Source organism: Dactylosporangium sp. NPDC051484, from assembly GCF_040689395.1.
Lineage (GTDB): Bacteria > Actinomycetota > Actinomycetes > Mycobacteriales > Micromonosporaceae > Dactylosporangium.
In genome coordinates this window covers 21775-40726 of sequence record NZ_JBFAZX010000042.1, presented here as the reverse complement: position 1 = coordinate 40726, position 18952 = coordinate 21775, and the positions used below count along the sequence as shown (strand labels likewise).

Genomic DNA, 18952 nt, shown 5'->3' with positions numbered 1-18952 from the left:
CGTTACGAGGCAACGGTCGGGATCGCCTCGATCATCATCTGGCTCCGCGCGAAACCCGACCGCCGTCAACCATGATCCATCAGACAGGCCCTAGGCAGGACATGCCGCCGCGCCGGCCGATGCCGGCGCTTGCGCCGCCAGCAGGCCGAGCGCGAGCGGCGCGGCCCGCGTAGCGGGCCGCCTTGATCCACTACAGCCAGATTCGGCAGTGCAAGTCGACAAAGAGTCGGCGCCAACCTGGGTCACGTGTGAGTCCTAGCGAAAGACCGCTCCCGCCTCCGGAGGGCGAGCAGCTTCCGACCGGACGTGACGCTCTGAGCAGCGCAAACGCGGACGTGGGGCTCAGTTATGCGCGAGCTTCGGCGCCCATTCGGCGCGGCACTGGCGCTCGCCATAGTGAGTGGTTGACGGACAGAGACGGGAATCGAGTCCACGAGGCTCCGCGCGACGGGATGCCTCTCCAGGCGGTACTACTACTGCGCCGGTAGCAAGCCCCGTCATGGGATGGTGTTCAGGACGTATAGATCACCGCGCATGGTCGAAGTTAGCTCCTCCAATGCGACGAGATACAGGTCGTGACTGCCGCCCATCTCAAGCTTGTTTGTTGCGTAGACCGCCGCAGCGAATGCCGATGTGATAGAGGTGCTGGCGATCACCGCAAGCTCGCCTTGCATCTGGTGAACCTCGGACAAAAGTGCTGAATGGCGCCGGCTTGCTTCGCCCAGGTCGTCTTCTATCGACTGCGGGCCTGGCTTCACTTCAACCTTGTCAGTGAGGCTGGCGACGGCAATGCAATTTGCTGCAAGCTCGTTTAGCCGCTGCAGTGCCCTTCCATAGACCTCCCGTTTCTCTGCACGGAGGAGGCGACGCGCCTCGGCCTCAGCTTGTGCGCGGGCGACGTCAATATGCGCCCGGCGAGCCAGCGATGCCGCCCAGACCGTGCCTCCGATGCCGGCAACACCGAGCACCCCAGTAACGACGGGCGAAACCCACTCCCAAGCCACGCTGCCGCCTCTCTCACGTACATCGCTACGCCGTGTCGGTTGCTGCTGACGGTAGCCGGGAGTGGCAACAGTGCGGCTCTTCATCGGTGGGACGCCATGAGCAGCGCCTACGTAGGTGGTGGGCTCAGTCGGGCGGGAACTTCGGCGCCCATTCGGCGTGGTGTGGGCGGGAGTTGCTCTCTGGGAAACCCACGCTGTTAGGGAATATCTCTCCAACGTCTCCAGCCTTGCATGGCCGCGTGCCATCGAGTATCCCCGGGGCAAGGGGGCGGTACCGTTCCGCTTGCTCGGACTGAGACTTGCCGTCTACCTTGCTCGGTTGGAGAGGGGAACCGATGTCAACCGATAGCAGTGCGTTGCTTGGAACATTAGTGCAAGGTGGGGCGGCCATTGTCGCTATAGTGGCAGGTCTGCTAGTGGCGCGTATCGCTAGTCTAGGTTCTGAGCGCCAAGCTTGGGATCGATGATCTCCTCGACGAGCACGGCCAGGGTTCGCGAGCTTGCCCAAACGCGAGAGGCGAAGCTACGGAATCTCGATCAAGCAGTAGAGGCCCTCCTCGATCATGACGCTAGCCAATTTATCGACCTCGTTCTGGACGACTATCTCGAGGGCTGGCCCAATCCGGACTTGGACCTTCTGTGGCGCGAGTATGGCGATGACGACTGGACATTACAAGACTTTGCGCCTTATCTTGACAGATTGCGCCGGTCGGTGTTTTCCGTGGAAAACGTCTTGTTTCGCCGCAATCTGCTCGAGCGGACCTCGTTTGAGTGGGAGACGGCCGATGAAAGGTCAGAGATTGTAGAGTCGTTCGATGATCGGCTTTCGCGCGAGGTAGCCGAGAAATGGCTGAAGCAAATTGAGGAGTATTGGCGGGACAGTCGACCCCGAAGGAATTCTCCCTACGTTGATATCCTACGCGTTCCGATCGTGACTCCTGCGCCACTTACGGCGGCTAGGATGACAATCAGATCCACTGCATACAATGATTTGCGGCGCGCAAAGAGCCAGGCGAGGAATGAAGTCGAGGTTGTGGAGCTGGAACTTAAACACGCATTGACAGCGCTGCACAACGTGCGGAAGCCGAGGGTGGGTACCTCTATCGCAGTATTGCAGGTAATTACCCTTTTCGCTGTGATAATTCCGCTAGGGCAAATGGCGATCTGGGGATCGGAGTTGGATCGTGGGCAGCGAATCTTATTCGTGATCCTGTTCGTCATAAGCCTGATTTTGTTTTTTATCTATATTGCATATGAGGTCAAAAGGATCGCGCGTGAGCCTGATCCTTTGCCCAACGGCTCTGCAGAATAGTGAACTTGACGAGGGGCCTGCGGTCTACCTGCTCCGGGCGGTGACAGTCAAGGCGGCCTTGACGCCGAAGCGTGGAGCGTGGTGGCGCGCGACCTTGTGTGAGGGCAGGCCACCGGCCTGCCCGCCCCGCCTGCCCGGCATACTCGCGCGCCACCCCGCCCGCCACGTCGTGGTCGGCGGCCTGATGAACCGCGATCCGCGCCAGCCGCCGGGCGTGGGCCTGGTCGCCGGCGAGCGGCTGAGGGAGCTGGCGGCTAGGTGCCCGGGCGGCGGCGCGTGCGGCCCGTTTCGGGCCGCCTTGAAGACGTACAGAAAGTCTGCACACACACGCGCCGCGAGGGTTGTCGTACTCCGTTTGATGTGTTACACGGTGACTCCGGTTGACGGATTGCACGGGCCTTGAGCATGCCGAATAGGGAGGCGGCGCCGGCCGTCCACGATGCTGGGCATCTCAGGCATCGCTTCTGCCGATGAGTTGATGCCGCCATGGCTGTCCGGGTGTACCAGTCTGTGCCGAGCCACGGTTGGATGGAAGCCGTCTAGCAAGTCCGGCGCTGTTCCGTCGGGGATCATGCGCCACTCGGTTACAGGAACCGTAGGCTAACGCGCCGGCGTAACGCTCGATCGAGCGCCGACCTCACCGAGCGTCCGGACAGAAGAAGTGATATTTGGGGCATACCGCCAGAGGAGTACCTGCGAGATTCAAGGATGGGACACAATCGATCACATGGCGAATCCTGACCTCCGCCCGGACAGCGTCTGGGAAGACGCCTTCATCGCGATGCTGGAAGCCGAGGGAGTCGCCTGGCCCGAGCCAAGGATCGAAGTGCCACTGGTCACCCATCGGCCAGCGCTGCTTCCGTTCTGCGAGCTCGATCCTCGTCAGTTCGAGGTCCTCGTCGCTCGAATGGCCAAGGTTGTCGAGGGATACCGGGAAGTGCGGCTCTACGGGGTGCCCGGGGAACGCCAGTTCGGCATCGACGTGGCAGCGACCAATGACGGGCTGTGTTTCACCGGTTACCAATGTAAGCGCTACCGAGCATTCACGGCGGACGACCTGCGGTCCGCCGTCGGCGAGTTCGTTCGCAAGCCCCCGCTGCAGATACAACACCTCGTCGTGGTGGTCGCGTGTTCGGCGGAGTCGAGGCACATCACGGATGCTCTACTCGAGTTACGACACCAAAATTCCGCCTTTGTGTTGGACCTCGTAGATGGCGCTGAGCTCTCGCGGAGGCTCCTCAGCCACCCGAAACTCGTCGAAGAAGCTTTCGGCGCGATGGTGGCGCGCGCCTTCTGTCTCAGCGAAGGTTTAGCGACGGCCGCCGAGACGGCTTCGTCTCAACGAATAGTGCACCAAAGTGGAACGGCTCAGTCCGGTGGAACGCTATTCCAGATCGCTGGCGACTATCACAACCACGGTGAGGTGCGTTGACCGGCGCTGGCGGCGTTGAGGCGGACAGTATCCTCGAGTATCGGCCGGCGAAAGATGTCACCATGCGGGCCGAGGTTGCTGCCGGCGGCGTTGCCAACCAGGTGGCCGGAGACCTGCACTACTACGCCCGTCAGGCCGCCTCCATCGAACCGGTGCCCAAATCGGCGCTCGTCGAAAACCACAACTATTTTGTTAAGCCGTCCGACTTTGCCCGGGCCCAGGAGATCTTTCTGCGATCGCCAACCCTCGTCATCGTCGGCTATCCCGGGACGGGAAGGCGCGCGGCGGCTCTGCATCTGCTCGGCTGGGAAGATCGGGCGATATCGGACGACCCAGCGACGGCGTTCGAGGTATTTCCCGAGTGGGATTCGCCGAAGGTGGAGTACTTTGCGCCCGGAGCCGACGAACGACGAGTCGTCGATCTATCGTTCGAGCGGGACGAGCTTACCGAAGCCTTCGGGCGGCAGCTACGTGCACTGAACGCGCGGACGCGCACCACCGGTAGCCGACTCGTCATTCTGGTCACGCCGGAGATATGGCGACTGTGCGCTGCCGAATGTGCGGACTTCGCGGTGCGGCTCGGCATTCCGCGGGCTACCTGGATCGTCGAACGAAGGCTGCATTTCTCGGATCGGCAGGTGCTTCTCCAGTACCACCAGGTCAAGAGCGTCATGCGCGATCTGGACGCGCGGGCGGTCGTACCGGCGGACGCCGTCGATGTCGCGCGACGGCTGATGCTTATGGAGGACCCGGTTCGGGCTGGAAAGGACGTCGAGCAGCTACGGCAGGAGTTGCTCGGCTGGCAGGGCTACATTTCGCAGCACTTGACCGGCCACACGCAGAACTTAGCGCAACTCGAACAGAGAGCCCTGCTCATAGCGGTGGCAGTGCTGGACGGAGCCAAGAGCGAGGCGATCAACGCCGCGGTGAACACCTTGCTGGAGAAGCTGAAGCTTCAATCGGCCGTCCAGAACCCGCTCGCGAGCCCGGAGATCTCCGACAACATAGCGGCGATCGGCGCATCCATTCAGGACGACAGAATCTCGATATCGAGAGACCGGCCGGGTGTTGGACTCGCCATTGTCGACAGACTCTGGGAGCAGCGGCCAGCCATCCGCAAGCCTCTGCTGTCCTGGCTGGCCGCAATTACCGCCGAAGGTCACCCGGCGTCGACCGAGGCGTCGAAGTGCGCGGAGACGCTCCTGAGGCTGGCCAATCGCCATCGCGCTCTCGAAGTTGTCGATGTGATTCGCGGGCTGCTGCGACACGGGGCGAACAGTCGTCATCTGGCTGTGATGCTCCTCGAACGATTGGCGGTCAGCCAGGACATGGGCGCGGTCGTGCGCAGGTCGCTCTATCGATGGGCCCGGGAGGGCTCGCGTGAATCGGAGGGTTACGCGGTTGCGGCGGTCTGCAGGGGGGAGCTCGGCCGGCAAGCGCCGTCCGTTGCTCTGGTACGTCTGCGGCTGCTGCTGGACAACGAGCGATTCGGGAGTCAAGTGACCACGACCGTCGATCGTTCGATCAGGGCGATGTGCTCGGCGAGACGGTCGCGCTTGACCGCCCTGCGAAAGTCGGTCCAGTGGGTGCAGGATGACGGCAAGAGCAGCGCGGTTCGCATTCTCCTGGCTGTCATGTCGGTTCGTGACGACGACTCGCCCGGTCGGCTTCTCATACAGGACTCGTTCACGGACCGCGAGACTCGAGCGGCTCTGCAGCGGGCCTGGCAGGTGCTTTCACGCATTGCGGAAACAAATCGGGAAGTCATTGACCTCGTTCGCAGCTGGCGCGACGGTGCAGACTCGAATTGGTTGGATCGGGCGACAGTGGTAGACATCCTCGAACCCTCAATGCGTGGTGGAATCATGAGGTCGCTGGCTGTCAATCTTCTTTCCGGCGGTCGCACGTCTCCGACTCGGATCATGATGCTCGACCGAATCTTGCCTCCCGGCCCAGCGTCAGGAGATCTCGATGGTTAGCTGGTTCCGGTTTCGTGACAGATTGGCCCTGCGCCGAGACGCAAGGGGGACAATACTTACTGCCCGCCTTCCCTCGATTCTGCCCGGCTCCACCTTCACGGCACGCATTTATGCGGAGTGGTTCGCGAGCAAGGCTACGGTTCCGGACCATCTCGTCGAGCCATTCGTCGGGCACCATCTAAGGTTGTGCGCCTCGGAAGTGGCACGAGGATATTCGGTCTTGGACTGCGGGGCGGCCCTAGACGCTTTGCGTCTGCGGATCACGCAGATAAGGTTGTCCGATGAGCTTGGCTCGGTCGACGTCGCGTCGACCGTGGAACTGCGTACCGATGATCAAAGTGTCGCCTTGGCTGGCACTCAGTTGCGGCGCAAGTTCGAGCTGATGCTGCAGCACGACCATGTCCGCGAGTCGGTCCGATTCCTGCACGGCGAGGTGTTCTCGGAAGCCAATCGCGCAAGGATGTGGTGGCTGCTACAGAGCCCGGAGTTTCTCAAAGCGATCGACTTCGCGGCCTTCCTCGATTCGATGGCGGCCGCCAAGGCAGCTAATTCTGCGGCGACTCAGAAGCCGGATGAGGTAACTGCGCTGGTTGTTGAGGTGATGCACACGATCAGATCCGACGAACGACGTTTGGAATTGGGTTTGGACGTGTTGTCCAGGCTGCTGTCCAGTTTCGGCCTCGAGGCCGAGCAGGAGAAACTCGGCCGCTTGCGCGCAAGGCAAGCAACCGAGGCGCGCGAGGTCTGACGTCGCGACGGATGCTGTCAGGTTCAGGATGCGAGTCCCTGCCCCCGGCAGGATTCGAACCCGCGCTCCCGCCTCCGGAGGGCGTGAATCCCTGTAGCGGCAATGTTGTTGTGAGCCGTCGTCGAGGTTGGCGGCGATGTGTCATCCCGTCACCATCGGAACTTCACTCCATACATATGCCATTGGCCAGTGATGCCATCAACACTATTCGTGACAATGTTCAATGCGGATGAATTTATAAAGGATTCAAACACCCAGGCATATTCTGGAAACCGGGCTGGAGTCAAAATGCTGGGCTTATAGCGAACAACGGACGACAAGTAGTACATGAGCACGTAGCGCGCTATTGACGGTGTCATCAAGATTCCGTTGCACTTCGGCCAAAAGAACGCGTCCGCGTGGTCGTCGATACAGTTGTCCAGCGAGGGGCCAAATGGTGCCGTCTGCTCCCCAATAACCTTGTCGATTGTGGTCTGATCCGGATAGCTCCTCTTAGCCTGAAACATTCTTACGTTAGGAGTAAGTGCGCGATAGCTGATTCCAAATATCCGCTTCCACTCGGACGGTGGCTGTACCTCTTCATAGGTGGTTGCTGCCAGGCTCTCGAATTCGGAGATTGTGGAGGTGTTGATATTGTGGCCAAGTGCTACGATGCCCGACCAAACTTCGGGATCCGAGAACAGTAAGGCATGGTAGAGGGGCAGGTAGGTGGACGATATGGATAGAGTCGCCGACGCCTCTGAGCCAATTTCTGGAATGTAAGCGAGAAGGTCTTTGATGGGGATCCTGGTTCCGATAGGAATTGGAGACCCAATCCGTCGTTGATAAAGCAGCGGGAATACGCCATCTTTGACCGTCAGGTAGTCGAGAGCCGGGTCGGCGGCGTTTGTGACGCTATGGCTAAGTCCGTGCCGAATCGCCACCCCTAAGATGCTTGCTGAGTTACTCAAGAGTAACTCAGCTTTCGCAAGTTGCAGCGCACAGTAATAGTGCAGCAGTGCGCCAGAAGTCCCGGGAACGTGAGATGCGCCGATAAAATAGTCGTATGCTTGGCGTATGTACCCGCTAAATTCGTCGATTAGGAGTGGATTCGCCTGTCCAGCCGGGCCAAATAGCTTTGCGCTTGCCGCAGGAGAACGTGCAAGAGTAATTAGTGGCTCCCACGCGACATTCTTGATGTGCATCTCCGAGTGTGGCACGATCGTACGAATCATTGGGGCAATGGTGTAGCGCTGGATCGGGCGGGAATGCTGCATTGAAGCATAGTCTCATATCGGTCAAGGCGCTGGCGACGTGCAATGTCAATGCAGTCTTGACAGTCGATTCGCTAAAGCATGCGACGCGGGCGGAGTGGCGCGCGTACTAATGAGGGCAGGCCACCGGCCTGCCCGCGCCCACGGCCCGGCACACTGCGCGCTGCTCCGTCCACCGTGTCGCGACCTTAAGCCGGCGGCCCGACCCCGCACTCCGCGCCAGCCGATGGGCGTTGGTCTGGTCGCTGGCGAGCGGCTGAGCGAGCTGGCGGCCAGGCGCCCAAGCGGCGGCGCGTGCGGCCCGTTTCGGGCCGCACTTGAAGATGCACAGAAACTCGTCTGGCAACGTCATTGGTAGCTAACCGCTGTCAGAGCATGCGGAGCCCGATTTCGCCCGGTGATGACCACCGATGTCTGAGATAGTTGGTAGATGGTGTCGGGTTCGGTTGGGGAGCGAATCGCAGCGTATCGGCGTCGGCGTGGGCTGAGTCAGGCTGCATTGGCGGGTCTGGTTGGACGGTCAGAGTCATGGTTGTCGCAGGTGGAACGGGGTGTTCGCTCCGTCGATCGGCTGTCGGTACTGCTGGACCTGGCGAAGGTCCTGCACGTCGAGGTTGAGGCGCTGACGGGGCAGCCGTGGCAGTACGCGCCGAGCGGGAATCCGGTCGTTGGCGGCCTCGACGGCGTGCGGCGGTTCTTCGCCCGCTACGACAACCTCCTCGGCGTCGAAGCTGGCGACCAGGTCGACGTCGCCGACGTCCGGCGGCGCGTTGATGGTGGGCACCGGGCGTATCAGGCCGCCGACTACGAGCGTGTCGTGGAGGAGTTGCCAGCGTTGCTGTCATCGGCCGATCCGCTGCGGTCGTTCGGGTCCGGCGGTGGCCGGCGTGAGGCGTTGGCCAGCTACGTGAACGCCTATGCCATGGCCGCGAAGCTGCTGACCAAGATGGGCGCTGCGGATCTGGCACTGTTGTCGGCGGACCGAGCGGCCTCCGCTGCGGTCGACGCGGACTCCGTTGAGGCGCGTGGGATGGCGGCCTATCAGGTGGTATGCGCGCTACTGCGGGCCGACCGCGCCGAGGACGCCGAACAGCTGGCAGTGCACATGGCAGAAGTCGTAAGGCGCGAGGCCCGGCCGGACGCGCCATCGGTCATCTCGGTGGCTGGCGCACTGTGGCTGATTGGCGCCGTCATCGCCGGGCGGCGGACCGATCGGGCTGAAGCCTGGCGTCGTCTGGATCAGGCTGACGGCCTGGCGGCGATGCTCGGGCACGATGGGAACTTCGCCTGGACGGCATTCGGGCCGACAACGTGGCGATCCACCGGGTGTCCGTCGCGGCCGAGCTCGGCGACCCGGGTGAGGCGCTGCGGGCGGCGGACGCCGTCGACCCGGATCGGCTGCCGGTTGGGCTGAACAGCCGGCGGGGGCAGGTGCACCTTGATCTGGCGTGGGCGCAGGTGCAGCGCAAGCGGGACGCCGATGCGCTGCTGCACCTGATGGAAGCCGAGCGGGTGGCGCCGGAGATGGTGCGGTACAACGTGATGGCTCGTGAGCTGGTTCGGGAGATGCTGGCTCGTCAGAAGAAGTCGAAGACCAGTGCCCTGCACCGGTTGGCGGTTCGGGCGGGTGTGCTGGACTAGCAGGCGTGGCTGATCGCTCGGTGACGCTCGTGGTGTGCGGTGCCCCGTTGACGCTGCGCACCGCTGACCTGGTGACGGCCCTCCAAGGCGGTGGTTGGCAGCCGCGCGTGGTCGGTACGCCCTCGGCGCGGGAGTGGCTGGACGCTGACGCCGTCGAGCGGCTGACCGGCCGGTCTCCGCAGTTCGACTACCGGGCACCGACGTTGGATCCTCGCAGCGGTCCGCCGGCCGCGCTCGTGGTGTGTCCCGCGTCGTTCAACACGCTCAACAAGGCCGCGGCCGGGGCGATGGACACGTACGCGCTCGGGCAGATCTGTGAAGCGATCGGGATGCGGCTGCCGACGCTCGTGGTGCCGATGGTGAACGACAAGCTCTGGGGCCACCCGGCGTGGCCGTCCAGCCTGGCGGTCCTACGCACGGCCGGTGTGCGCCTGGTCGACATCCACACTGGGCAACTCGGCGAGGTGCCGACCAAGTCCGGCACGGGCGCCGAAGTCATTGAGCGGTTCGACCCCGCTTGGCTCGTTGCCCAGCTCGACGCACTCACCGCCGGCTGAGCAAGGCCGCTTACTTCGGTCCCTAACCCGCACAAAAGTGCGGGTCGTTTCGTGGTGCGGGGCCGTCACCCTGTGTGGTTGCACACTGTCTTCCAACAGCGATCCTTGCGCATCCCTCGATCCGCAGCCCTCACGCGGCGGGTCGGTCGCCCAGCGCGCAGGGACACGATCGTGAGGAGGACGGCGACCCATGGGGAGCGCCGAGAGCGTCGATCAGGCCGGCCGGTGCGGTGCGTGTGCCGGGTTCGGGTGGGTGTACGTCACGGCCAAGCTCTCCCTCGCCACCGGCGGGGAGCGTGGAGCGCGGGCCGGGCGTAGCCGGCGGGCGTGCCGGGTCTGCGGTGACCCGGGCGCCGATCTGGGCGGGGCGTCCTCGTGAGCTGGCACCGGGGCGGGTGCTGGACCCGGCCTGCCCGTGGGCCGTTGTGCGCCCGCCCGCCTCGGTGCCGTTCCACCGGATCGGGATGCCGGTGATGTACGTGCCGGAGCCTGGCCACATCGTGTGGGCCTGGATTCGCCCGCCGCTCGAAGACGGCGCCGGCGGTCGCGCCGCGCGGATCAGGGTCCGCAGCGTCGATAGCGATCCCGCCCTTGGTGACCGGCTGCGGTTGTGCGGTGCCGAGCTCGATCCGGCGTACCGGCCGACCGGTGATGTCTCCGTCCTCGTTGAGCCCGACCGGCTCTGGCCGGTCGCGACGGAAGGGACGAATGAATGATGGACGAGCCGGTGCTCTACACCGAACGCTTCTACCGCGAGGCCGAACAGCACCGGGTAAGCCGGCCCGGCTGGACCTGCATACAGTGCGGCCGACCATGGCCATGCCTGACCGCGCGGCTGCTCATCCGCCACCGCATGAAGAACTTCTACGACCTGGTCCGGGTCGCGACGGCGGGACAGCTGCGGGTGGCGAACACCGAGGTTGGCGAGCACTCCGGGCACAAGCTCTACCGGCAGTTCACGGTGTGGACCCATCGCAACCTGGTCTGCGGCCTCTGTGGAAGCGACCGGCACGTCGCCTTGCCCGGCGTTCCCCCGCGGCTGTACCGGTGCGACGGCATCCGCGCGCTGATGGCCGGCGATGCGCCATGACGGTCTACCTCTCCACCAACGTGCGTGACCAGGTCAACGCGGCGCAGGACGAAGTCAACCGCCATGCCCTGACGCTCAAAGGGAGCGTGTGCACCGCTTGCGGTACCGAGGGACCTTGCCCGCAACGGCGGGCGGCCCTCCTGACGTTGTCGCGCTACGGCCGGCTACCGCGCCGCCGGCCCGGTGCGTCGAGACCTGAGCGGCTGTCAGTACGGCCTGCCAGCGGTTCCGGCTGGTTTGGCTAGGCGGCCCTGACCGATGAGGCGACTTGTGCACTCATCGTTAACTCATTACGGTCTTGTCTTAACAAGTAGTAATCAGGCGAGGGGCGGTTCCGCGTGCTGAACCTCGAACCGAGGACTCCGAAGTACGTCCGGGTCCTCAACACGTTGCGGCAGCGCATCGAAGACGGGACGTACAAGCCGGGTGCGGCGCTGCCCTCGGAGAACCAGCTCGCCGGGGAGTTCGACGTCTCGCGGCCGACCGTGCTCAAGGCCCTGGCCTACCTGAAACAGGACGGCTGGGTCGAGTCGCAGCAGGGCAAGGCCAACTTCGTGCGGGGCAAGCCGACCGCGCGCCGGACCGTCCCGCCGCACGCGCATGGGGCGCTGCATCTGGATGAGACGGCTGAGACCGAACTCCTCGTCGTGGCGCCGGTGCTCGCTGATCGGCGCATTGCGTCGATCCTCGGCGTGCCCGAGGGAACCCCGGTGTACCAGCGGAAACGGCGGACGACCGCGGATGAGGGCGCCGTCGACCTGGTCACGGTGTGGCTGCCGATCGACGTGGCCGCCGGCTCCGACGCGATGAAGCCAGAGCCAATCGCCGGGAGCTTGCTCGACCACCTGGCGCAGCGAAATGGCGTGCGCGGAGACTATGCCGTCGAGTGGACCTCGGCGCGCCGACCGACCGCTGACGAGGCGCAGCTGCTCGACATCCCGGCCGATGAGCCCGTTCTCGCGGTGACCATCGCGGTGCACACCGCGCGTGGCGACCTGGTCCTCGCCGTCGACGTCGCCTTGCCGGGTAACCGGCACGAGATCGAGGACACCTACCCCCTGTCCTGAGCTCGTTCATCGCTCCCCTCGCCAGCGCGACGATCCTCCTGCTTCTGTCGATCTTCACGATCCTCGGGCCTGTACATGCCCGAATGTCGGGTCGGGGCTGCGGAGAATAGGGCTGATACCCTCGGCGGGCGTCCATATCTCATGCCAGGAGCATCCTTGACCACGCCGTCCGAATTGCCCGATCGCCTCGTCGAGCAGCTCCAGAACGGCCGTTGCGTTCTGGTCGTGGGCACCGGCGTGGCCCGTGCCGTGGGCGCACCCACGTGGCGCGAGGTCATCGCCGACCTGGCGCCTACACTGGATGGCCCTGGGCTCCAATCCGACCAGGTCCTGGCTATGAGCGATGACGATGTCGAGGTGCTGGGCGAACTGCTGGCCGCAGAGTTAGGGCCAAAACGAATCTCGCTCGCCATCCGTGACCGACTCAAGCAGCAGCCGCGCCTACCTGTGCCGCCGTGGGTCCAGATCCTGGCTCGGTTACCCTTCGCCGCGGTCATCTCGCTGAACTGGGACGATTCGTTTGAGCGACTCGTACGCTCCCGCGGACCGGAGATCCTCCTGCCGGGCCGACCACCCCCGGATCGTCTCGACGCCGATCGCGCCCGGCTGCGGATCCTCAAACCACTCGGCCACACCGGAAACGCTGGCTCGCTGCTACTGTCTTTGGCCGATTTCAACCGCCGCTATGGTGCCTCCTCGGACTTCGGGCGCCTGCTCGGCGCGACTCTGGCGGCGAACACTGTGCTGTTCGTCGGCACCCACGCGCGGACGATCAACGAACTCCTCTCCAGCGCCGGAGTGGCGGGCACTCAGGGCGAACACCCAGACTTCGCGGTCCTGGACGACGACTCAGCCCTCGACGCCCGCCTTGTACGGGCCCGGCACAACGTCCACCGGCTTCCTATCCCCGTACCGGAACAGTTCGTGCCAGCTCTCGCGCTCAGCGTCGCCGCCCAGCCGCGCCGGCGGACGCCGCAGTGGATCGACCACCCGGTCCACGAGCTGCGGCTGGAAAACATCGGCCCGTTCCGGCACCTACATGTCCGCTTTGCCGACGAATGGACCGTGCTGCTCGGCGACAACGGCGCCGGCAAATCCACCGTGCTGCGCGCGCTGGCGTTCGCACTCTGCGGCGGTTCCGTGCTCCCCGGGGAGGCCGATCACCTGCTGATGGCCGGCCGCAAGGGCGGCGTCATCGACGTAACGGTCGGTGAAACCAGGTACGTTACGTCGCTGCTGCGGGAGCGCACCGGCGTCCGCGTTAAGACTGCTGCGCCGACGCCCGTGGAAACGGGCGAAATGCTCGCATTGGGATTCCCAGCCTTCCGAGGCGTGTCGCGGAAGGCGCCGACCGGCCCCCGCGAGGAGCGCGTCCTCGGCGTCGGACACCCGTCGGACCTCGAGGCGTTGCGTACCGGCGCCGTCGACACCCGGCTCGACGAACTGCAACAGTGGCTCATCAACCTGGCGGTGGTCCACCGGGCCGACGATCTCTTCGGCGACGCCGATCGGGCTGGCGAGCGCATCGACTCGGTGTTCGCACTATGGGAGCGGCTAATGCCGGGCATGCAAATGCGGTACGCGGGCCTGAATACCGATCGGTGGGAAGTGCTCGTCAGCTTAAACGGGTCCACGGTTCCACTGCGCACATTCAGCCAGGGCGCGTTGTCGACGGTCTCTTGGGTGGGAACGCTTGTGCGGCGGCTCGTCGACCGATACCGAGGCGGCGCCGACGAACTCGCCGCTATGCCTGCACTGGTAATTGTCGACGAGCTCGATGCGCACTTGCATCCCGAGTGGCAGCGGCTCATCGTGCCGCGACTACGTGAGGCACTACCAAATGTCCAGGTCATCGCGACCACCCACTCGCCGCTGATCGTTGGTGCGCTCGAACCTGGCGAGGTGCTGACCCTACACCGCGACCACGCCGGGCACGGCAGCGTCGAACAGGCGGAGGAGTTCCGGGGTTGGCGGGCGGACCAGATCCTCACCAGTCCGGCATTCGGGCTCGACACCAGCCGGGACGCGAAGACCGAGCGCGACCTAGAGGAGTACCAAACGGCCCTGGGTGAGCGGCCCGTCAACCCCGAGCTGTTCGAGCGGGTCGCCAATTTGCCACGGTCCGGCGAGACAGCCATCGAGCGCGAGGCCGCTGAGCTCGTCGACGCCGGGCTGCGGGAGCGGCTGGCCGAACTGCCCGACGAACGGCGCGCGGCGCTGGTCCGGCAGGCGGCGAAGTACCTGCGCCGGGTCCGCGGCGGCGAGGGCTGATGCGACGGGTGCACTTCGATCCCGGCACGCTGGAGGGGTCGCGGGCCGCGTGGTTCTCGCGGTGGCAGGGCCGCGCACGACAGGCCGCCGACGCGCTGCGGGACGCGACGGCGCGCGGCGATGGCGAGCCGCCGAACTGGCGCCAGTCCGTGTGGGCGGGCCTTAAAGCCTGGCTGCTCGAGCATGTATTCCATGGCAAGTGCGCCTACTGCGAGGGTCGGATGCTCGCTCAGTCATACGGCGCCGCGGAGCACTACCGGCCGAAGAGCCGCGTTATGACGCCAGCCGGGCGAGAGCCGGGCTATGCGTGGCTGGCGTACGACTGGCGCAACATCGTGCCGGCCTGCGACCAGTGCAACAGCGGCGAGGGCAAGCAGGACCAGTTCCCGATCGCTGGCCGGCGGGTCCTTGCGCCCGCCGAGCTCGCGGACCCCGACGATATGGCCGAGCTCGACGCCGTGGAGCAGCCGTTGCTGCTGCACCCCTACTCGGACGATCCCGAGCAGCATCTGCTGTTCGGTCTGGCTGGGGCGGTCGGCCCGCGTGACGGCAGCACGAAGGGCCGCCAGACCATTGCAGTGTGCCGGTTGGACCGGGCGGCCCTGATGGATGACCGGGCCCGAATCCAGGAGCAGGTCCGCACAGACGTTGCGCTCGCGTTCCTGAGGGCGGGCAACGGCGACGCGACGCTGGAGGCAGCCCTGGAGCGCGTCCACGAGAAGCACGCGGGCGCGCAAGCCGAATACTCTGCCGCTGGCCGGCAGGCGTTACTCGACGTCCTTGACGTCCTAGTCGACTCGGGCGCCCGGTTTCGCGACGCCGTGCGTCGCTGAGCTCAGGCTGGCAAGGCGATCCAGGCGGCCGGGAGCGGTGGCGATCGGGATGCGGTCCCGGCCGGAACCCAGCTGCTTCGATCTTGCGGCCGATGAGCCCGTCCTCGCCCTGACCATCGCCGTACACACCGCCCTCGGCGACCTGGTCCTCGCCGTCGACGTCGTCCTGCCGGGCAACCGGCACGAGATTGAAGACACGTACCCGCTGTCCTGACAGGCATCGAAGAAATCTTGCGCCCGGGTTCGTCGACCCGGGCGCTTGTTTGTGCTGTTCAAGGTCTCAAGTGGTCACTTGACTCATGTACATGTCTCGAATTACTCATTGGCATGTGTTTACAAGCTTTCTTACTGTTGCTCTCAAGTGCACGATGCGATGGAGGTTCAGAGACGTGGTTCCCAACTCGATGCGGTACCCGATGCCGTTCGACTACGCCTTCCCGGCCGGGGCGCTGTTCCTCGGCGTGGACAAGCAGATCGACTTCGACAAGCTGCGTGAGGACGACAACCAGGCGCGCGACGAGCACGGCGTCCGGCTCTGGGTCGTCACCGTGATGGACCAGGACCCGGAGGCGTCCAAGTTCGGGCGCACCCCGCAGGTCAAGGTGAAGATCGCGGCGCCGCACCAGCCCGTTCCGCCGGAGCCGATCCAGGTCGCCGGGATGTCGATCACGCCGGTCGCGTTCACCGATCTCACGGTCACGCCCTACACCGACAGCTCGGCGTGCAAGGGCGAGCGACAGCCGCACCGGTGCCGCGCTCGGCTCGCCTGGTCCTACCGCGCCTCGGGCATGGTCGCCCCGGCCGAACTCGGCGTCACCCCGGTCGCTTCGGCGGCCTGACCGCGCCTTTGCGCGCGGGGCGGGCCTTCCTCCGGCAAGAGACCTGCCCGCCCCGCCTTCCCAAACCCCTCAAGGAGAAGGCTGGAATGCCCAAGCTAGTCGACGCCGCCCGCCTCACGTCGCCCGACGGCGCGGTGTGGCGTATCTGCTCCGCCTGCCAGACCCTGACCCCGCTCCCGCCGGCCGTCGAGCGCTGTGACGCCTGCCGCCTTGGTCCGGCCCCGACCATCCCGGGCGGCGGTGATGCGCGATGAGGACGCACCGCCGTACCGTCGCCGCGCTCGCGGCCACCGGCGTCAACGCCGCCCGAGAGCTGTACCAGACCGTTCCTTCCGACACCGTCCGCGTCGCCGCGCTGGTCGAGATCTCGGCCGCTGCCGCCGCGCTCGCCCGTACCGTCGTCAAGCTGCGTCACCTCGATCCGGACCTCATCGCCCCGCACGTCTCCGACCGCACCGACCTGCGTGCGGTTCTCGGCCGCGGCCAGTGGCTGCCGACGATGGTCCGCCACGTCCCCGCGCCCACGGCCGGTCCGGTCGACCTTGTCGCCCTGGTCCCGGCTACCGCCCCGACACGCTCGACCCAGCGGCGGATCGCTCGCCGCAAAGCTAAGGCTGCGGCGCAGCTGGCCCTGTTTGCGGACGGCGGTGAGCGCTGATGCCGCTCGTGAACGTGATCCGGGGTGAGCGGATCGAGCCCGCCCCGTTCAACGTCCGCACCCCATACCTCAAGGTCCCGCTCTGGCTCGTCCTGGCGCTCTGGACGATCCGCGGCCTGTGGCGCCTGGCCGTGCTCTACGTCCGCTTCTGGTACGTCACGCTCCCGCTCACCGCCCTGACCGCGCTCTACCTCCAGTTCGGCTGGTGGGGTCCCGTGCTCGCGCTCGGCATCCCCGCCGGCGCTGTCGGGCTCTGGGCCGCGCTGGACTGGCCCTCCTGCCAGCGGTGGGCGTGGTGGCCGACGCTGGCCCGGTGGCGGCGCTTCCGGTACCGCCGCATCTGGCAACCGGCCATGGTCACCGCTGGCCTGTCGGTCACCTTCGACAGCCACACGATCCTGCCTGTGCTCAAGAAGGTCCGCGTCCACGGCGGCACCGACGTGCTTACCGTGCGCATGGTGACCGGCCAGATCCCGGACGACTTCGCCAAGGTCTCCGAGCGCCTCACCCACACCTTCGCCGCGCTCAACTGCCGCGTCACGGCAGGCACGCGCCCGGACCTGGTGGTGCTCACCATGCGGCGTGGCGACCCGCTGACCGCAGTGGTCGAGCCGCTGCCCGTCACCCACGTCCCGGACTTCACCGCGCTGCCGATCGGCCTGTGCGAGGACGGCAGCGTCTTCGAGCTGCGCCTGTACGGCACGCAGATCCTCGTCGTCGGCGCGACCGGCGCCGGCAAGGGCTCGGTCGTCTGGTCCATCGTCCGCGCCCTGGCCGGCGGCATCTCCGCCGGCCTCGTCCAGCTCTGGGCCTTCGACCCCAAGGGCGGCATGGAACTGGGCGCAGGGGAGCGACTGTTCGCCAAGTTCGCCTGCACCGACTTTAAGGCCATGGCCGACCTTCTCGAACTGGCCCTCAAGACCGCACAGGACCGGGCCGCGCGGCCGCGGTGGCACACCCGGCAACACGTCGCCAGCATCACCGACCCGCTCATCGTGCTCGTCATCGACGAGCTGGCCGCGTTGACCGCGTACGTCACCGACCGCCAGACCAAGGACCGGATCAAGGCCGCGCTCGGGCTGCTGCTCACGCAAGGCCGCGCGGTCGGCGTCCACGTCATCGGCTGCCTCCAGGACCTCCGCAAAGAGGTCCTGCCGTTCCGAAACCTCTTCCCGACCCGGATCGGCCTGCGCCTCGCCGAAGAGCCCGAGGTCGACCTGGTCCTCGGCGACGGCATGCGCGACCGCGGCGCCCTCTGCGACCGCATCCCCATGTCCCTACCCGGCGTCGGCTTCGTCGTCCTCGACGGCGACCCCACCCCGGCCCGCGTCCGCTTCTCCTACCTCACCGACCACGACATCACCGACCTCGCAGACACCTACGCCTTCAACGGCGCACGCGTCGTGGACGGAGAGTGGGCATGACCACGACACAACTCCTCCGGATCCGCTGGGCCGTCCGCGCCACCCTCCTCCTCGGCGTGGCCGCGTCGGTCGCCGCGAACATCCTGCACGCCAACGGCAACCCCATCTCCCAGACCATCGCCGCCTGGCCACCCCTGGCGCTGCTGCTCACCGTCGAGCTGGTCTCCCGGGTACCGGTCCACCGGCAAAGCCTCGCCGTCCTGCGCGTGGCGGCCACGATCGCCATCTCGGGCATCGCGGCCTGGGTGTCGTACTGGCACATGGCCGGCGTCGCGGCCCGCTACGGCGAGACCGGCGCCAGCCCCTACCTGCTGCCGTTCTCCGTCGACGGGCTCATCGTGGTCGCCTCGATCTGCCTCGTAGAGCTGGGCGGCCGAATCCGCGCCGCCGCAGAGGACGGCAAGCCCGTCAACGTCGAGCCCCCGGGCGAGCCTGCCGCACCGCGACCCGCGCCGCCGGTGCGCCTGCCGGTCCTGTCGCCGAATGGCCTCGTCCGGCCGACCATCAATGGGGGTGGCGCGTGAGCCTGGTGTCACTGCGCCAACGGATGCTCCTCATCACGCGGTGGCCGAACATGCGGCAACATGCGGGCGGCCGACGCGCCGATCTCAACAAAGTTACGGCGGGCCATGGTGAGGCTCAGGCCGTAGTTCGGGCCACCACGGACACGATCGGCGTCGTGGGTGTCCTGCCCGTCGTCGTCCCAGAAACACACGGGGCAGGTCTCGTCCATGCCCCGCTCATCAAGCGTGAGGTAACCGCAGCACGGGCACGCGTACGGGCCGTCGCCGCTCCGGACGGCGTTCATGAATGGACCCTCCACGCCTGCAATCGTCGCAGGGAG

The 18952-nt window shown here is 65.8% G+C and carries 21 protein-coding genes; 18 read left to right on the top strand and 3 right to left on the bottom strand.

From position 1 onward, the window contains the following. Positions 1-497 precede the first annotated feature (497 nt). Positions 498-1088, bottom strand: a complete 591-nt coding sequence (locus AB0367_RS35785) for a hypothetical protein (protein ID WP_366230954.1) — start codon at positions 1086-1088, stop codon at positions 498-500. A gap of 379 nt (positions 1089-1467) precedes the next feature. Between AB0367_RS35785 and AB0367_RS35780 the strand changes: the two genes are divergently transcribed. The 4 genes from AB0367_RS35780 to AB0367_RS35765 all read left to right on the top strand — a co-directional run bounded on the left by AB0367_RS35780 (position 1468) and on the right by AB0367_RS35765 (position 6475). Beyond that, positions 1468-2316: a hypothetical protein gene (locus AB0367_RS35780; RefSeq protein WP_366230953.1), complete on the top strand. Its 849-nt coding sequence runs from the start codon at positions 1468-1470 to the stop codon at positions 2314-2316. Between the two features lie 727 nt (positions 2317-3043). After that, positions 3044-3748, top strand: coding sequence for a hypothetical protein (locus AB0367_RS35775; RefSeq protein WP_366230952.1), 705 nt, complete (start codon positions 3044-3046; stop codon positions 3746-3748). Further along, the gene (locus AB0367_RS35770) at positions 3745-5727 is read left to right on the top strand and encodes a hypothetical protein (RefSeq protein WP_366230951.1); all 1983 of its coding nucleotides are present in this window, start codon (positions 3745-3747) and stop codon (positions 5725-5727) included. Before AB0367_RS35775 ends, AB0367_RS35770 begins: the two co-directional genes overlap by 4 nt. Beyond that, positions 5720-6475: a hypothetical protein gene (locus tag AB0367_RS35765; protein ID WP_366230950.1), complete on the top strand. Its 756-nt coding sequence runs from the start codon at positions 5720-5722 to the stop codon at positions 6473-6475. The genes AB0367_RS35770 and AB0367_RS35765 overlap by 8 nt, the downstream gene beginning before the upstream one ends. Positions 6476-6624: 149 nt before the next feature. On the opposite strand, the gene AB0367_RS35760 is transcribed toward AB0367_RS35765, so the two are convergent. Continuing rightward, complete coding sequence (locus tag AB0367_RS35760) at positions 6625-7731, bottom strand: YaaC family protein (RefSeq protein WP_366230949.1); 1107 nt, start codon at positions 7729-7731, stop codon at positions 6625-6627. Positions 7732-8158: 427 nt separating this feature from the next. Here AB0367_RS35760 and AB0367_RS35755 point away from each other — a divergent pair, with 427 nt between their 5' ends. From AB0367_RS35755 to AB0367_RS35690, 14 genes are all read left to right on the top strand, one after another. After that, positions 8159-9142, top strand: a complete 984-nt coding sequence (locus tag AB0367_RS35755; RefSeq protein ID WP_366230948.1) for a helix-turn-helix transcriptional regulator — start codon at positions 8159-8161, stop codon at positions 9140-9142. 17 nt (positions 9143-9159) lie between these two features. Beyond that, entirely contained in the window at positions 9160-9369 is a 210-nt protein-coding gene (locus AB0367_RS35750) for a hypothetical protein (protein WP_366230947.1), read from the top strand. Between the two features lie 5 nt (positions 9370-9374). After that, positions 9375-9926, top strand: a complete 552-nt coding sequence (locus AB0367_RS35745) for a flavoprotein (RefSeq protein WP_366230946.1) — start codon at positions 9375-9377, stop codon at positions 9924-9926. Between the two features lie 190 nt (positions 9927-10116). Beyond that, positions 10117-10305, top strand: coding sequence for a hypothetical protein (locus AB0367_RS35740; protein ID WP_366230945.1), 189 nt, complete (start codon positions 10117-10119; stop codon positions 10303-10305). 16 nt (positions 10306-10321) lie between these two features. Continuing rightward, positions 10322-10642, top strand: coding sequence for a hypothetical protein (locus tag AB0367_RS35735; RefSeq protein ID WP_366230944.1), 321 nt, complete (start codon positions 10322-10324; stop codon positions 10640-10642). Next, entirely contained in the window at positions 10639-11016 is a 378-nt protein-coding gene (locus AB0367_RS35730) for a hypothetical protein (RefSeq protein ID WP_366230943.1), read from the top strand. Before AB0367_RS35735 ends, AB0367_RS35730 begins: the two co-directional genes overlap by 4 nt. Before the next feature lie 338 nt (positions 11017-11354). Further along, entirely contained in the window at positions 11355-12083 is a 729-nt protein-coding gene (locus AB0367_RS35725; RefSeq protein WP_366230942.1) for a GntR family transcriptional regulator, read from the top strand. Between the two features lie 156 nt (positions 12084-12239). After that, positions 12240-14354 carry an AAA family ATPase gene (locus AB0367_RS35720; protein ID WP_366230941.1) on the top strand — a complete coding sequence of 705 codons (2115 nt, stop codon included), beginning with the start codon at positions 12240-12242 and terminating at the stop codon, positions 14352-14354. Positions 14355-14362: 8 nt separating this feature from the next. Beyond that, entirely contained in the window at positions 14363-15187 is an 825-nt protein-coding gene (locus AB0367_RS35715) for a hypothetical protein (RefSeq protein WP_366230940.1), read from the top strand. 49 nt (positions 15188-15236) lie between these two features. Further along, positions 15237-15401, top strand: a complete 165-nt coding sequence (locus AB0367_RS35710; RefSeq protein WP_366230939.1) for a hypothetical protein — start codon at positions 15237-15239, stop codon at positions 15399-15401. 175 nt (positions 15402-15576) lie between these two features. Next, the gene (locus AB0367_RS35705) at positions 15577-16026 is read left to right on the top strand and encodes a hypothetical protein (RefSeq protein ID WP_366230938.1); all 450 of its coding nucleotides are present in this window, start codon (positions 15577-15579) and stop codon (positions 16024-16026) included. A gap of 250 nt (positions 16027-16276) precedes the next feature. Beyond that, complete coding sequence (locus AB0367_RS35700) at positions 16277-16684, top strand: hypothetical protein (protein ID WP_366230937.1); 408 nt, start codon at positions 16277-16279, stop codon at positions 16682-16684. After that, positions 16684-18108: a cell division protein FtsK gene (locus tag AB0367_RS35695; RefSeq protein WP_366230936.1), complete on the top strand. Its 1425-nt coding sequence runs from the start codon at positions 16684-16686 to the stop codon at positions 18106-18108. The genes AB0367_RS35700 and AB0367_RS35695 overlap by 1 nt, the downstream gene beginning before the upstream one ends. Next, positions 18105-18632 (top strand): DUF2637 domain-containing protein, encoded by a 528-nt coding sequence (locus AB0367_RS35690; protein ID WP_366230935.1) that lies wholly within the window; start codon positions 18105-18107, stop codon positions 18630-18632. Before AB0367_RS35695 ends, AB0367_RS35690 begins: the two co-directional genes overlap by 4 nt. Before the next feature lie 8 nt (positions 18633-18640). On the opposite strand, the gene AB0367_RS35685 is transcribed toward AB0367_RS35690, so the two are convergent. Continuing rightward, positions 18641-18916 carry a CPCC family cysteine-rich protein gene (locus AB0367_RS35685; protein WP_366230934.1) on the bottom strand — a complete coding sequence of 92 codons (276 nt, stop codon included), beginning with the start codon at positions 18914-18916 and terminating at the stop codon, positions 18641-18643. Positions 18917-18952 lie beyond the last annotated feature (36 nt).